The organism is Amycolatopsis sp. TNS106 (genome assembly GCF_019330265.1).
Classification (GTDB): domain Bacteria; phylum Actinomycetota; class Actinomycetes; order Mycobacteriales; family Pseudonocardiaceae; genus Amycolatopsis; species Amycolatopsis lurida.
In genome coordinates this window covers 2,692,607-2,706,504 of the sequence record NZ_CP024972.1, presented here as the reverse complement: position 1 = coordinate 2,706,504, position 13,898 = coordinate 2,692,607, and the positions used below count along the sequence as shown (strand labels likewise).

Below are 13,898 nucleotides of genomic sequence, written 5' to 3'. Positions count from 1 at the left end.
GACGGCTGTCACGTGATTGCGGTCACTCTAAAGTGCAGCCCCGGATCAACGCAATAACTGGATGAGAACTTGCAACTTTTCGACAGTCGTCGCTCAGTGCCTCCAGCGCGTGAAGGCCCCCTTCCCTCGGCTGAGCCGAAGGAAGGGGGCCTTCACGCGCTGGAGGCTCGGACGCCCCCGCAAGGAGGTGACTAGGTGCGGCGGGCGGTGGAGCCCCGGACGACGAGTTCGGGGGCGAACAGCAGCTCCTCGGCCGCCACCTCGCCGCCGTTTATGCGCTTGACCAGCAGTTCCACCACGGCGCGGCCCATCGCCTCGATCGGCTGGCGGGTCGTGGTCAGCGGCGGATCGGTGCAGTTCATCAGGGCCGAGTCGTCGTAGCCGACCACCGAGATGTCTTCGGGGACCGACAGACCCTGCCGTCGGGCCGCGCGGATCGCGCCCAGTGCCAGGAGATCGCTCGCGCACAGAACGGCCGTCGCGCCGCGCGGGTACAGCCTGGCCGCGGCCGCGTGCCCGCCTTCGATGGAGAACATGCCGTGTTCGACGAGTTCGTCCAGCACCGGGAGCCCGAGTTTCGCCGCGTAGGAGCGGAAGGCCTCGAGTTTGCGCTGCGACGGCACGTGGTCGTTCGGGCCGAGGACGAGGCCGATCTTCTCGTGGCCGAGTGAGCTCAGGTGCCCGACGACCTGCTCGACGGCGACCGCGTCGTCGCACGAGATCTGCGGCAGCCCGAGGTGGTCGACGGCGGCGTTGATCAGCACCGTCGGCAGGCGGCGCTCGGCGAGATGGTGGTAGTGGGAGTGCACCGCGTCGGCCTGGGCGTAGAGCCCGCCGGCGAACACGACACCGGAAACCTGCTGTTGCAACAGCAGTTCGACGTACTCCGCTTCGGAGACACCGCCCGCGGTGCGGGTGCACAGGACCGGGGTGAATCCCTGCTGGGCGAGTGCGTTGCCCATGATCTCGGCCAGCGCGGGGAAAATGGGGTTCTGGAGTTCGGGTAGGACCAGTCCGACCAGGCGGGCTCGATCCCCGCGCAGCTGGGTCGGCCGTTCGTAACCCATCACGTCCAGGGCGGTGAGGACGGCGGCCCGGGTGCTGGCGGAGACCCCGGACCGGCCGTTGAGCACCCGGCTGACCGTGGCTTCACTGACCCCGACCTTGCGGGCTACTTCGGCAAGACGACGCGTCATGGCTGAAACATTACCGCAAGCGAGCGCAAGAACTAGACACTCTTGATCGGTGCGGTGGTCCGGAAATCCCGCGAAGAGGGAACCAGCGCGGCGGCCGCCGGTGCGGCGAAGCAGATGATCACGCATGTCGCCAGCACTGGCGCCGCCCCGAACCGGTCGATCGCGGGTGCGATGAGCGCGAGCCCGGCGGGCGCGAGGCCGTAGGAGAACAGGAAGTCCAAAGAGGACACTCGCGCGAGCTTCCCCGGCTCGACCTCCCGCTGGGTCGCGGTGAACCACGGGACGTTGAACAGTTCGATGCCCAGCCCCGCGACGGCGTAGGCGGCGACGACGAAAGCGGGATGCACCGGGAACAGCAGGCTCAGTGGGGCGAAGCCGTAGCAGCCGAGCCCGATGAGCGCCGCCCAGCCCTGCCGTTTCGGGCGCCAGCGCGAGATGACGACGGCGCCCGCGAGCGCGCCGATCGTGTATGCGGTGAGCCCGGCGGCCAGGACCGCCTCGGTGTCGTAGCGGTCGCGGCTGACCAGTGGCAGCACCACGCCGGTGGCGGAATAGCCGGTCGCGATCACGGCGGTCAGTGCGCCGAGCCCGGCCAGGAACCACGGGTGACGGCGGGCCTCACGGAGCCCGTCGGCGAATTCGCCGAAGAAGCGGACCCTGATCGTGGCCGGGGCGGGCGCGAAAGAGCCCGGCGGCGGGATCAGCGCCGCGCCGAGCCACAGCACGCCGGTCCCGATCACCAGGGCCGGCGTCGAGGCGAACCGCGAGAGCAAGGCGGTGAGCCCGGGCGCGACCAAGGTCGTGACCCGCACGGCGAGCGTCATCGCGGCGTTGGCCTGCTGGCGGCGATCTTCGGCGATCACTTCGGCGGTCAGCGCCTGGAACGCCGGGCGGCACGCGCCCTGCCCGACGCCGACGACGGCGGCCGCGACGGCCATCACCAGCACCGATCGGCCCATTCCGGCGGCGATCAGGGGAGTGGCGAGACCGGCGACGAGACCCGCCCAGAGCACCACCCCCCGCCGTGAGTACCGGTCGGCCAGGACGCCCGCGACCGGTACGGCCACGAGGAATCCCGCGGTCCGCGCGGCGAGCACGATGCCGAGGTCCACAGCCGAAAGCGATCGTTCCAGCACGGCGAGCCCGAGGATGAACGGCAGGGCCCAGGTCGCCAGCCCGGAGGCGGTGTTCCCGGTCCAGAGCCGGAGGAACGACAGGCTGCGGAACACCGGGGTGACGATAGCAAGGAGAGACAGCAGGCCCTCTCGCGCTCTACTCTGCCTTCCGTGCGCACGCCGCCCCCGACCCGAGGCCCGGCCAGACGCCTCCGCGGCGGGGCCGTTGGGGTCCTGACCGGCACTTTGGCGACCGGTGCCCACGCCGGGACCAGCGGACGCGTCCCCGACCTCGGCGTGGTCGTGCTGCTCGTCGTCCTGCTGAGCTGGGTGGCGTACGCGTTCGCGGGACGCCGTCGCGGTCCGCTCGCCATCCTCTGCCTGGTGGCAGGCGGTCAGCTGGCGATGCACGCCTGTTTGACGTTCCTGACCTGGCAGTCGCACGCCCACCACGAGGAGAGCCCCGGCAACGACCTGGCCATGGCGGCCGGGCACGCCGCGGCGACGCTCGTGGTGGCGATGGTGCTCGCGGGCGCCGAGCGTGTCCTGTTCGCGCTCACGGCGCTGATCGCCGCGGTCCTTCCGCGCCGTCTGTCACCGCGGCCCGCGACAGCGCCGCTGCGGATCCGTGTCCCGCTCGCGGTGAAGTTCCCCGCGACCGAAGCGCTTCTGCGAGACGTGCTTTCGCGGCGCGGTCCGCCGGTGACGTTCGCCTGATCCACGAAACCCTGCCGAGACCCATGTCGCGGCAGGGCTCAGCACGCGTGCCGTGACCTGCCCGGCGCGCGGCGCAGGCGCACGCCTCCCCACCGACGCGTCAGGAGTTTCCCCCATGGCAACACGAATCGAACCGACCACGAGCCCGCCGCGCGCGACCGGCTGGCGCGGACTGTTCCTCCGTCTCCACTTCTACGCCGGCGTTCTCGTCGGACCGTTCGTCCTCATCGCCGCGCTCACCGGCGTGCTGTACGCGGCGACGCCGCAATTGGAATCCTGGATCTACTCCGATCAGCTCCGGGCACCCGTCGGACTGAACCAGGTCTCACTGGCCGACCAGGTCAAAGCGGCTCAAGCCGCGAACCCTGGCGGTGACCTGGTCGCCATCCGTCCCGCCCCCGAGCCGGGCGACACCACGCGCGTGCTGTTCGCCGAGGACGGGCTCGGCGAGTCCGAACGACGCGCGATCTTCGTCGACCCCGCCACCGCGCAGGTGCGCGGGGATCTCGTCGCCTACGGCTCCAGCGGCGCCTTGCCGTTCCGGACGACGCTCGACCAGTTGCACCGCAACCTGCTGCTCGGTGAACCCGGACGGCTCTACAGCGAACTGGCCGCGTCCTGGTTGTGGGTGGTCGCGCTGGGCGGTCTCGTGCTGTGGGTGAGCCGCCGCCGCGCCCGCCGGACCGAGAAGGCCGAGTCCGCGCGGGGGAAGTCGGTGCGCCGTCACGGATCCGTCGGCCTGTGGGTGCTGCTCGGCGCGCTGTTCCTTTCCGCGACAGGGCTGACGTGGTCGACGTACGCGGGAGAGAACGTCTCGGCGCTGCGTGAATCCCTCGGCTGGACCACTCCGGCGTTGAAGGTGATCGGCGCCGGCGAGCACGCCGGACACAACGGACACGCGGGGCACGGTGAAGCGCCCGCCGCGAAACCCGAGAGTGTGGACGCGATGCTCGCGTCGGCCCGTGCCGCCGGGATCGACGCACCCTCGGTGGAGATCGGGCTGCCCGCAAAACCCGGCGCTCCTTGGCAGGTGGCGGAAATCGAACGCGGCTGGCCGACGCAGGTCGACGCCGTCGCGGTCGACGGGACCACCGGGCAGACCCTGGACGAAGTGCGGTTCGCCGAATATCCGCTGATGGCCAAGCTCGCCCGCTGGGGGATCGACGCGCATATGGGCGTGCTCTTCGGCTGGCCCAACCAGATCGTGCTGCTCCTGCTGGGCGCCGGTCTGGTCACGCTGGTCGTGCTCGGCTACCGCATGTGGTGGCGGCGCCGGCCGACTCGCGCCACCGGGCTGACTTTCGGGCGGCCCATCCCGCGCGGTCAGTGGCGCAAGGCGCCGCCCGCGCTGGTGGCTGGGCTCCTCGTGGCCGCCGCCGCGATCGGCTGGTTCGTGCCGCTGTTCGGGATCAGCCTGCTGGCGTTCCTGGTGATCGACCTGCTGCTGGGCCTGCGGTCCCGTGGCCGGTCCGAACCGGACCCCGCCGACGTCACCGTATGAGGTCCGCGCTCGCCGCCCACGATCGGGCGGCGAGCGCGGTGCCGGCGAGCCGGGGCGATTCACCCGCCACGCGTCGCCGAAGCGGGCTCCTTCACCCACCGAACGTGCGGCACACCGAGGTCCTCGGTCGGAACGCGGTGCGTTTCGCGCGCGGTGAGCGCGGCCGCGGCGCTGAGCAGGCAGACGGCGGCGGTGAAGACGGCGACGCCGAGCCAGTCGTCCTTCCCCGAACCGATGGCGGCGACCACGCTCGGGGCGAATCCGGCGATGGCGAACCCGATCTGCGTGCCGATCGCCATCCCCGAAAGGCGGACCTTCGCGCTGAACATCTCACCGTAGAACGACGGCCACACCCCGTTGACGGCGCTGTAGGCGATCCCGAACAGCAGGATGCCGAGGGTGAAGATCAGCGGATACGAACCGTCCGAAATGGACCACAGATACGGGAAGATCAGCACCGCGCAGGCGAGGCAGCCCGCGATGAACACCGGTTTGCGGCCGATCCGGTCGGAAAGCCCGGCCAGGAAAGGGATCGCGAGCAGCGCGGTGACGTTGGCCAGTACGCCGACCCACAGGATCGGGCCGCGTTCCAGCCCGACCGTGTTGACCGCGTAGCTCAGCGCGTAGACGGTGAAGATCGTGCTGACGGAGGCGATGGTGGCTGCGACGACGACGCGGAGGACGTCCCTCCAGTGCGTCCGGAACAGCACGGCGACCGGCAGTTTGGCGACTTCGGACCGGTTCTGCTGGAACACCGGGGTCTCGTCGATCTTGCGGCGGATCACGAAGCCGGCCACCACCACGACGGCGCTGCACCAGAACGGGATCCGCCAGCCCCAGGTGAGCAGCTGCTCCTGGGGCAGCGCGGCGATCGGCAGGAACACCGCGGTGGCCAGGATCTGGCCGGCTTGCGTGCCGCTGAGGGTGAAGCTCGTGTAGTAGCCGCGCCGGTGGGACGGCGCGTGCTCCAGCGACATCGAGTTGGCGCCCGCCTGCTCGCCGGCGGCCGAAAGCCCTTGCAGGAGGCGAAGTATCACCAGCAGGACCGGCGCGAGCACGCCGACGGAGGCGTACGTGGGCAAGCAACCGACCAGGAATGTCGTGACGCCCATCAGTACCAGCGTGAACACCAGGACCTTTTTGCGGCCCAGCCGGTCGCCGACGTGCCCGAGCACGAACGCGCCGACCGGGCGGGCGAGATAGCCGACGCCGAAGGTGGCCAGCGCGAGCAGCGTTCCGGTGGCGGGGGAGGAAGCGGGGAAGAAGACCTTGTTGAACACCAATGCGGCGGCGGTGCCGTAGATGAAGAAGTCGTAGTACTCCAAGGCGCTGCCGATCCAGGCCGCCAATGCGGCCTTGCGGGGCATGCCTTGCGTGACAGGGGAGGGAGAGGCCACGTCGACGCTCCAAGGGACGATCGAGCAATGTACGATCTAGTTAGTTAACACAGCCTGCGAGACGATGCCCGGGTTGTCAAGAGCCGGGATTTCAGGCCGTCAGGTACTCGATCACCAGATCGCCCAGCATCAGGCGATAGTGCTCACGGCGCGCCGGATCGAGCATGTCGCGGCCGAAGATCGCCGAGAAGGTGTGCCGGTTCGCGAGGCGGAAGACGCAGAACGAGCTGATCACCATGTGCACGTCGAGCGCGTCGACGTCGTCGCGGAACCGGCCGGCTTCGCGGCCGCGGCCGAGGATGCGGGTGAGCACGTCGAGGGCTGGATTGGCCATGCCGGACAAGGCTTCCGAGCGGGCGATGTGCTCGCCGTGGTGGATGTTCTCGATGCTCACGAGCCGGATGAAGTCCGGGTTCGCCTCGTGGTGGTCGAAGGTGAGCTCGGCGAGCTGGCGGATCGCGTCCTCGGGTTCGAGATGGTCGACGTCGAGATCCTGTTCGAGGGCGCGGATGGTCGCGTACGCCCGTTCGAGCGCGGCGACGTAGAGCTGTTCCTTGCCGCCGAAGTAGTAATAGATCATCCGCTTCGTGGTGCTCGTGCGAGCGGCGATCTCGTCCACTCTGGCGCCGGCGTAGCCCTTGTCGGCGAACTCCCTGGTGGCCACCGCGAGGATTTCGGCGCGGGTGCGTTCCTTGTCGCGCTGGCGCTCGACCTCGGACGACGGTGCGGCCACCTGACTCCCTCCGAACCGCTGGTGGAGGCCCCACTCTAGCGCAGCCCTTCTCGTCCCGGCCGGTCCGCGCTACAGTGAACTCACTAGTTCGTACATTAATGGAGGATCTTGGTGACCAGCTACCTCATCGGCCTGGCCGGCACCGGTATCGGGCCGTCGCTGAGCCCGGCGCTGCACGAACGGGAGGCCGACGAGCTCGGGCTGCGCTATCTCTACCGGCGGCTCGACCTCGACGTGCTGAGGCTGCCGGTCGGGGAGGTGCTGGCCGCCGCGCGGATCGCGGGTTTCGACGGCCTCAACATCACCCATCCGGTGAAACAACAGGTACTGCCGTACCTCGACGAGGTCGCTCCGGAGGCCGCGGCGCTCGGCGCGGTGAACACGGTGGTGTTCCGCGAAGGACTGGCGACCGGGCACAACACCGACGCGACCGGTTTCGCCCGCAACCTCACCCAGGGCCTCCCGGACGCCGAGCTGGACGCGGTCGTGCTCCTCGGCGCGGGCGGGGCGGGCGCGGCGGTGGCCCACGCGCTGCTTTCCTTGGGAGCCGGGCGGCTGATCGTCCACGACGTCGACGCCGCGCGTGCCGGAACCCTGGTCGCCGCGCTGCGACGGCGTTTCGGCGACGGCCGGGCCCTGACCGGCTCCCTCGAAGACGTCCGTGTCGCCGACGGCCTCGTCCACGCCACGCCGACCGGGATGGCCGCGTATCCGGGGTCGCCCGTTCCCGCCGAGTCGCTGCGCCCGGGGATGTGGGTGGCCGACATCGTCTACCGGCCGCTGGAGACCACGCTGCTCAAACAGGCGCGGGAGCGCGGATGCCGGACGCTGCACGGCGGCGGGATGGTGGTCTTCCAGGCCGCGGACTCGTTCCGCCTGTTCACCGGCGCGGAGCCGGACGCCGACCGGATGCTCCGGCATTTCGAAGCGCTGGAAGGGAAACCCGCCCATGTCCGGTGACACCGCCATCGCGACCGTCTGCCTTTCCGGGACACTCGAGGACAAACTCGCCGCGGCGGCCGCGGCCGGCTTCCACGGCGTCGAAGTCTTCGAAAACGACCTGATCGCGTCACGGCGGTCGCCGTCGGAGATCCGGCGGCTCTGCGCCGATCTCGGCCTCACGATCGATCTCTACCAGCCGTTCCGCGATTTCGAGGCGGTGCCGCCGGACGTGCTTCGCGCGAACCTCCGCCGGGCGCGGCGGAAGTTCGACCTCATGGCCGAGCTCGGGGCGGACACCGTCCTGGTCTGTTCTTCGGTCTCTCCCGACGCCGTCGACGATGACGATCTCGCCGCGGAGCAGCTGCACGAGCTGGCTTCGCTGGCCGCATCGCGCGGAGTCCGGGTCGCCTACGAAGCGCTGGCGTGGGGCCGGTTCGTGAACACCTACGAGCACGCGTGGCGCATCGTGCGGCGAGCCGACCATCCCGCGCTGGGTGTCTGCCTCGACAGCTTCCACATCCTGTCGCGGCGCAGCGATCCCCGCGCGATCCGGACGATCCCGGGGGAGAAGATCTTCTTCCTGCAACTGGCCGACGCGCCGTTGCTGGACATGGACGTGCTGCACTGGAGCAGGCACCATCGGCTCTTCCCCGGCCAGGGCGCGTTCGACCTGGCCACGTTCACCGGGCACGTCCTGGCGGCGGGTTACCGAGGGCCGCTTTCGCTGGAGGTGTTCAACGACGTCTTCCGGCAGGCGGACCCGCGACCCGCGGCCGTCGACGCCATGCGATCGCTGGTGGCTCTGCGCGAATCCGTTGGCGCCCTTGCGGTTCCCGAGGCGCCCCGGCTGGATGGGCACGCCTTCGCGGAGCTCGCCGTCCCCGGCACCGTGCTCGCGGAACTCGGTTTCACGCACGTCGGAACGCATCGCTCGAAGCCGGTTCACTTGTGGCAGCAGGGATCGGCGCGGCTGCTGGTGAACGAAGCCGCCGCCGAGGGCACGATCAGCGCGCTCGGCCTGACCAGCGCGAACCCGGCCGGATCGGCGCGGCGCGCGGAGGACCTGCTAGCGCCGGTGCTGCCCCGTGAGCACGGCCCGGACGAGGCGGACCTGTCCGCCGTCGCCGCCCCGGACGGGACCGAGATCTTCTTCTGTGGCAACGAAGAATGGCTTCGCGACTTCGTTCCCACCGGGGCGGTCCCGGCCGGGATGGGGATCACCGGCATCGACCACGTCGCCCTGACCCAGCCTTTCGATCACTTCGACGAGGCGACGCTGTTCTACCGTTCGGTGCTGGGAATGCGGCCCGAGCCGGTGTCCGAATTCGCGGCGCCGTTCGGGCTCGTGCGCAGCCGGGCGGTCGGGAACCGGGACGTGCGCCTGACGTTGGACAGTGCACTGGTCCGGCGAGGGGAGTGGGCGCCGGGAGTGCCCTCGCCGCAACACATCGCTTTCGCTTGCGACGACGCGATCGGTGTCGCGCGGGCCATGAGGGAGGCGGGCGCACCCTTGCTCGCGATCCCCGGGAACTACTACGACGACCTCGACGCGCGATTCGATCTGCCGTTCTCGGCAGCGTTGCGGGAGAACTCCGTGCTGTACGACCGGGACTCGTCCGGCGAGTTCCTGCACTTCTGCACCGAACTGGTCGGCTCGCGGGTGTTCTTCGAGGTCGTGCAACGGATCGGCGGGTATGGCGGGTACGGGGTCGTGAACACGCCGGTGTACATGACCGCGCATCGGGAACGGCGGCTCAGCCTCGCGCGCTGAGCCTGCCGAGACGGATCGCCGAAACGAGGAAGAACACCCCGCCGAGGAAGGCGTATCCGGCCAGGTTCAGCAGCGTGGCGTCCGGTTGGGCGGCCTGCAGGACGAAGGAGGTCCCGGCGAGGGCCGAGATGGCCCCGCTGGCGATCATCGCCCACTGGCCGCCCAGTTCGCGGCGGCCGATGCCGACGGCGAGCTGGACGAGACCCGACACGATCGCCCAGGCGCCCCAGACGCGCAGCACCGCCGGGATCCCTGAAGCGGCGGCGAACACGAGGCCGATGCCGGCGATCGCGCTGATCGCGATGTTCACGTACAGGCCCGAAGCGGGCTTCGAGTCCTGTGCCGAGCGAAGGTCGATGACGGCTGCGGCGACGTCGAACAGCGGGTACAGCACGAGTAGGGCGATGCTGACCGGTCCGAGCTCCGACGCACTCGTGAACAGCAGGCCGGCCCACACAAGTGCGAAGCCGAAACGAGCGAAGTACAGACGCTGCAGGGTGGGCGCGAGGGTGGCGGTATGGCTGCTCACAGAAGCTCCCAATGGAAGTGAGGAGAACGTTCGGTCTACTTGACTCTGGCAGGTGAGCGCGGTCCGGTCAAGACCGAACGTTCTATCCCGTAAGCTGGCCGTAATGTCTCAACGTCAAGCGTCCGAAGCGCGCACCAGGCTGCTCACCACGGCGACCAGGCTCTTCTACTCGGAGGGCATTCACTCCGTGGGCATCGACCGGATCGTGGCCGAGGCGAAGGTGACCCGGGCGACCCTGTACCGGCATTTCCCGGGCAAGGACGATCTGATCGTCTACTACCTGCAGGAAGCCGACCAGGCGATCCGCGCCCAGATCGACGCCATCGTCGCCAAGGGGACGGCGGCGCCCGACACCCTGCGCGCGATCGCCGGGAACATCGCGGACGGCATCCGGTCACCCGGTTTCCGCGGCTGCGCCTTCCTCAACGCCGCGTCGGAGTACCCGGATCCGGCTCATCCCGTGCACCAAGCCGTCCTCGCCCATCGTGAGTGGTTCGCGCGGGTGGTCACCGAGGTGCTGGCCCCCGTGGGGAGCGGTCCGGCCGAACTCGCGGCCCGGCGCTTCGTCCTGCTCCGGGACGGCGCGATGGCCACCGGCTGCCTTTCCGACCCCGCGCCGATCTGTGAAACCTTCCTCGCGGGAGTCGAAGACCTGCTGTCTCGTGAGTGGTAAGGACGGTTAGAGCCGTCCTTGGCAACTCAGAAGCCGATGGGCAAACCCGCGTAGTTCTCCGCCAGCCCAGCCCGCCCCGCCTCACTCCGCGCCAGCCATCGCAGCTGCGAAAGCTGCAACTGCCGGTCGAACGGGTCGCCGGATTGGTGCAGCATCGTGGTCATCCACCATGAGAAGTGCGTACACCGCCAGACCCGGCGCAGCGCGGTGTCGGAGTAGGCGTCGGCGAGCGCGAAGTCCTTGTCTCGCACCAAAACGGCCAGTGCGGGGGCGAGGAGGGCGACGTCGGCGACGGCGAGGTTGAGCCCCTTCGCGCCGGTGGGCGGCACGATATGGGCGGCGTCGCCGGCAAGGAACAGGCGGCCGTACCGCATGGGCTGCTGCACAAAACTGCGCATGGGCAGCACGCTCTTGTCGGTGATCGGCCCCGGCGTGAGGGTCCAGCCGTGCCGGCCGTGGCCGAGCCTGGCCGCGAGCGCTTCCCAGATCCGGTCGTCGGACCAGCCGCCGATGTCGGTGCCGTTGGGCACCTGGAGATAGAGCCTGCTGACGGTCGCCGAGCGCATCGAATGCATGGCGAAACCGTCGGGATGCCACGCGTAGATGAGTTCGTCGGTCGACGGGGCGACGTCGGCGAGCACGCCGAGCCACGAGTACGGGTAGGTGCGTTCCCAAGTCTGCTTGGCGGCGTCGGGGATCGCGGTGCGGCAAGGGCCGAAGGAACCGTCGCAGCCGACGACGACGTCGGCGTCCAGCCGCTGTGGTGCGCCGTCCGCGTCGGTGAAAGTCACGCAGGGGCGCTCGGTATCGATGTCGTGTACGGCGGTGTCGGTGACTTCGTAATGGATCTGCTGCCCGGCCGCCGCTCGCGCCTTGCCGAGATCCTTCGTCACCTCGGTCTGGCCGTACACGGTGACGCTTCGGCCAACCAGGTCCACGAAGTCGAGGTGGTGCCGTTCTTCGGGCCATTGCAGGTAGATACCGCGGTGCTCGTCGCCTTCGCGGTCGAGCCGCTCGCCGAGTCCGGTCTCGCGAAGGAGGTCCACTGTGGACTGTTCGAGGATGCCCGCCCGGATCCGGGCTTCGACGTACTCGCGCGAGCGGGCCTCGACGATGACCGATTCGACTCCCGCCAGATCGAGCAGATGCGACAGGAGGAGTCCGGCCGGGCCGGCGCCGACAATGGCGACTGGGGTACGCATGACCGGAGTCTGGTCGCCCGGCGGCCGGACCGCTAGCCGTCGCTTCCACTCAGTGAAATCCTCAGGCTTCTGCCGATACCGGCGGCCGCGACCTGGAGCGCGGAGATCAGCCGGGCCCGGCCCCGGCTCAGATCGGGAACGACCAGGCCGAGCGCCGCGACGACGTCGCCGCCCGACGGCCGGATCGGGACGGCGACCGAGCAGGCGCCCCGGCTCATCTCCTCGACGGTCTGCGCGTAGCCCTCTCGCCGGACACGGCGCAACTGTTCGCGCAGGCGGCCGGGCTGCGTGATGGTGTACGGCGTCACGCGGGTCAGCGAGGCGAGCACTCGCCGCTGAACGTCTTCCGGTGCCCAGGCCAGCAGGACCTTCCCGATCCCGGTGGCGTGCAACGGCAGGCGGCCGCCGATCCGGCTGACCACCGGCACGGACGCGTTCCCGGAGAGCCGGTCGAGGTAGAGCACCTGGTCGCCGTCACGTTCGCCGAGATGCACCGTCGCGCCGGTCGCGCCATAGAGATCCTGGAGGAAGGGCGCGGCGATCTGCCGCAGTTCGAACTGGACGGGCACGAGCAGCCCGAGGTCCCACAGTCGCCTGCCGACGGCGTACCGATCCTCGCGCCGCTCCAGCGCGCCCAGGCCCACGAGTTCGCGGGCGAGCCGGTGCGCCGTGGGCAGCGGCAGGCCGGCCCGCTGCGAGAGTTCGGTCAGCGAAAGCTCACGATGGTCGACATCGAAGGCGCCGAGCAGCGCGAACGCCCGCGATGTGACGCTGGCGCCGGGAGTCGACAGGTTCCCGGGCATCCGCCCATTCTCTCACTGAGTGGAAGTCAGGGCGAGCCCCAGCCACAGCCCGCCGACGGCGAGCACGATGGACGCGGGGACGGTGAGCAACCCAAGCCGGGTGAACTCGCCCAGCTCCGGGCGGGTGTCGTGCCGGTGCAGGATCCGCCGCCACAACAGCGTCGCCAGCGAACCGACGTAGGTCAGGTTCGGCCCGAGGTTGACCCCGATCAGCACGGCCAGCACCACCGGTGTCCCACCGGCGGCGGCGAGCGGCAGCAGCACGAGCACGGCGGGCAGGTTGTTGATCAGGTTGGCGAGGACCGCCGCCACCGCGGCGGCGCCGAGCAAGGCGAGGAACGAGGTGGAAGCCGGCACCAGATGGCTGAGCGCCTCGTCCAGTCCGTTGTCGACGACGGCGCGGACCACGATCGCCAGCGCGAGCACGAAAGCGACGAAGGGGAGGCTCGCCGACCGTACGATCGCGGCGGGCGAGGTCCGCCTCCGCACGAGGGCGCGGCACGCCAGGACGGCGGCTCCGGCGAACGCGGCCCACGCGGGGCTGACGTCCACCAGGGACGTGATCACGAACCCGGCCAGCGTCAGGATCAGCACGACGAGGACGAACGCCGGGACCTTCCCGGCCGGGACCGCTTTTCCGCCTCGGGGCCGGGCCGCCAGGTCGGCGGCGAAGAACCGGCGGAACACCACGTATTCGGTGAGCACCGCCGCGAGCCAGGGCAAGGTCATCAGCGCGGTGAACCGCAGGAACGAGATCCCGGTCGCCGCGACAGCGAGCAGATTGGTCAGATTGGACACCGGTAGCAGCAACGAGGCCGAGTTCGCCAGATGCGTGCAGGCGTAGGCGTGCGGTTTGGCCCGCGCGCCCATCCTCGCGGCGGTGGCGAACACGACCGGGGTCAGCAGGACGACGGTGGCGTCGAGGCTGAGCACCACGGTGACCGCCGCGGCGACGGCGAACACCGCCGGCAGCAGCCGTCGCGGCCGTCCCCGGCTGAACCGCGCCATGAGCGTCCCGGCCGCTTGGAACAGTCCTTCGTCGTCGCACATTTTGGCCAGGACGAGTACCGCGGCGAGAAAGCCGACGACCGGGGCGAGCCTGGTCACCTCTTCGAGAGCGTCGGAGAACGAGATCGCTCCGGCCGCCAGGACGATCGCCGCGGCGGGGACGGCGGCGACCGCTTCCGGAAGACCCCGTGGCCGGATCACCGCGAAGGCCAGGACCACCAGCAAGAGCGCGATGGACACCATTTCGCCCGGAATGCCCGTCAGTGCGAACCCTCCTCCGCGTGAAGCCGACCTCGGCAATCTAGCGTGGG

Annotated in this window: 13 protein-coding genes; 5 read left to right on the top strand and 8 right to left on the bottom strand. The window is 69.9% G+C overall.

The features are described from left to right. Positions 1-191: 191 nt before the first annotated feature. Positions 192-1,196: a LacI family DNA-binding transcriptional regulator gene (locus CVV72_RS12180; protein ID WP_219152539.1), complete on the bottom strand. Its 1,005-nt coding sequence runs from the start codon at positions 1,194-1,196 to the stop codon at positions 192-194. 32 nt (positions 1,197-1,228) lie between these two features. After that, positions 1,229-2,425, bottom strand: a complete 1,197-nt coding sequence (locus CVV72_RS12175; protein WP_219152538.1) for an MFS transporter — start codon at positions 2,423-2,425, stop codon at positions 1,229-1,231. A 57-nt stretch (positions 2,426-2,482) separates the two neighbouring features. On the opposite strand from CVV72_RS12175, the gene CVV72_RS12170 reads away from it, so the two are divergent. Together CVV72_RS12170 and CVV72_RS12165 are read left to right on the top strand one after the other, a co-directional pair. Beyond that, positions 2,483-3,028, top strand: a complete 546-nt coding sequence (locus tag CVV72_RS12170) for a hypothetical protein (RefSeq protein ID WP_255632648.1) — start codon at positions 2,483-2,485, stop codon at positions 3,026-3,028. Positions 3,029-3,143: 115 nt separating this feature from the next. Continuing rightward, entirely contained in the window at positions 3,144-4,529 is a 1,386-nt protein-coding gene (locus CVV72_RS12165; protein WP_219152537.1) for a PepSY domain-containing protein, read from the top strand. A gap of 59 nt (positions 4,530-4,588) precedes the next feature. On the opposite strand, the gene CVV72_RS12160 is transcribed toward CVV72_RS12165, so the two are convergent. Continuing rightward, positions 4,589-5,896, bottom strand: coding sequence for an MFS transporter (locus CVV72_RS12160; protein WP_219153917.1), 1,308 nt, complete (start codon positions 5,894-5,896; stop codon positions 4,589-4,591). Positions 5,897-6,017: 121 nt separating this feature from the next. Beyond that, positions 6,018-6,659 carry a TetR/AcrR family transcriptional regulator gene (locus CVV72_RS12155; RefSeq protein WP_034316459.1) on the bottom strand — a complete coding sequence of 214 codons (642 nt, stop codon included), beginning with the start codon at positions 6,657-6,659 and terminating at the stop codon, positions 6,018-6,020. A 111-nt stretch (positions 6,660-6,770) separates the two neighbouring features. Between CVV72_RS12155 and CVV72_RS12150 the strand changes: the two genes are divergently transcribed. Together CVV72_RS12150 and CVV72_RS12145 are read left to right on the top strand one after the other, a co-directional pair. After that, entirely contained in the window at positions 6,771-7,619 is an 849-nt protein-coding gene (locus CVV72_RS12150) for a shikimate dehydrogenase (protein WP_219152536.1), read from the top strand. Continuing rightward, a complete protein-coding gene (locus CVV72_RS12145) occupies positions 7,609-9,372 on the top strand; it encodes a bifunctional sugar phosphate isomerase/epimerase/4-hydroxyphenylpyruvate dioxygenase family protein (protein ID WP_219152535.1) in 1,764 nt (587 codons plus the stop codon). The genes CVV72_RS12150 and CVV72_RS12145 overlap by 11 nt, the downstream gene beginning before the upstream one ends. On the opposite strand, the gene CVV72_RS12140 is transcribed toward CVV72_RS12145, so the two are convergent. Next, positions 9,356-9,901 carry a hypothetical protein gene (locus CVV72_RS12140; protein WP_255632647.1) on the bottom strand — a complete coding sequence of 182 codons (546 nt, stop codon included), beginning with the start codon at positions 9,899-9,901 and terminating at the stop codon, positions 9,356-9,358. The two genes, CVV72_RS12145 and CVV72_RS12140, sit on opposite strands and share 17 nt — an antisense overlap. Before the next feature lie 103 nt (positions 9,902-10,004). On the opposite strand from CVV72_RS12140, the gene CVV72_RS12135 reads away from it, so the two are divergent. Beyond that, positions 10,005-10,574 carry a TetR/AcrR family transcriptional regulator gene (locus tag CVV72_RS12135; protein WP_219152533.1) on the top strand — a complete coding sequence of 190 codons (570 nt, stop codon included), beginning with the start codon at positions 10,005-10,007 and terminating at the stop codon, positions 10,572-10,574. A 26-nt stretch (positions 10,575-10,600) separates the two neighbouring features. Here CVV72_RS12135 and CVV72_RS12130 read toward each other — a convergent pair whose 3' ends face one another. The 3 genes from CVV72_RS12130 to CVV72_RS12120 are packed head-to-tail and all read right to left on the bottom strand — an operon-like array spanning position 10,601 to position 13,830. Continuing rightward, positions 10,601-11,776, bottom strand: a complete 1,176-nt coding sequence (locus CVV72_RS12130) for a 4-hydroxybenzoate 3-monooxygenase (RefSeq protein WP_219152532.1) — start codon at positions 11,774-11,776, stop codon at positions 10,601-10,603. Between the two features lie 32 nt (positions 11,777-11,808). Next, positions 11,809-12,579, bottom strand: a complete 771-nt coding sequence (locus tag CVV72_RS12125) for an IclR family transcriptional regulator (protein WP_219152531.1) — start codon at positions 12,577-12,579, stop codon at positions 11,809-11,811. A 12-nt stretch (positions 12,580-12,591) separates the two neighbouring features. Further along, entirely contained in the window at positions 12,592-13,830 is a 1,239-nt protein-coding gene (locus CVV72_RS12120; RefSeq protein WP_219152530.1) for an ArsB/NhaD family transporter, read from the bottom strand. Positions 13,831-13,898: the final 68 nt, after the last annotated feature.

Coding starts and splice junctions, on each gene's coding strand:
- CVV72_RS12180 (WP_219152539.1), bottom strand. CDS start 1,196: ATGACGCGTCGTCTTGCCGAAGTAGCCCGCAAGGTCGGGGTCAGTGAA.
- CVV72_RS12165 (WP_219152537.1), top strand. CDS start 3,144: ATGGCAACACGAATCGAACCGACCACGAGCCCGCCGCGCGCGACCGGC.
- CVV72_RS12160 (WP_219153917.1), bottom strand. CDS start 5,896: ATGCCCCGCAAGGCCGCATTGGCGGCCTGGATCGGCAGCGCCTTGGAG.
- CVV72_RS12145 (WP_219152535.1), top strand. CDS start 7,609: ATGTCCGGTGACACCGCCATCGCGACCGTCTGCCTTTCCGGGACACTC.
- CVV72_RS12135 (WP_219152533.1), top strand. CDS start 10,005: ATGTCTCAACGTCAAGCGTCCGAAGCGCGCACCAGGCTGCTCACCACG.
- CVV72_RS12130 (WP_219152532.1), bottom strand. CDS start 11,776: ATGCGTACCCCAGTCGCCATTGTCGGCGCCGGCCCGGCCGGACTCCTC.
- CVV72_RS12125 (WP_219152531.1), bottom strand. CDS start 12,579: ATGCCCGGGAACCTGTCGACTCCCGGCGCCAGCGTCACATCGCGGGCG.
- CVV72_RS12120 (WP_219152530.1), bottom strand. CDS start 13,830: ATGGTGTCCATCGCGCTCTTGCTGGTGGTCCTGGCCTTCGCGGTGATC.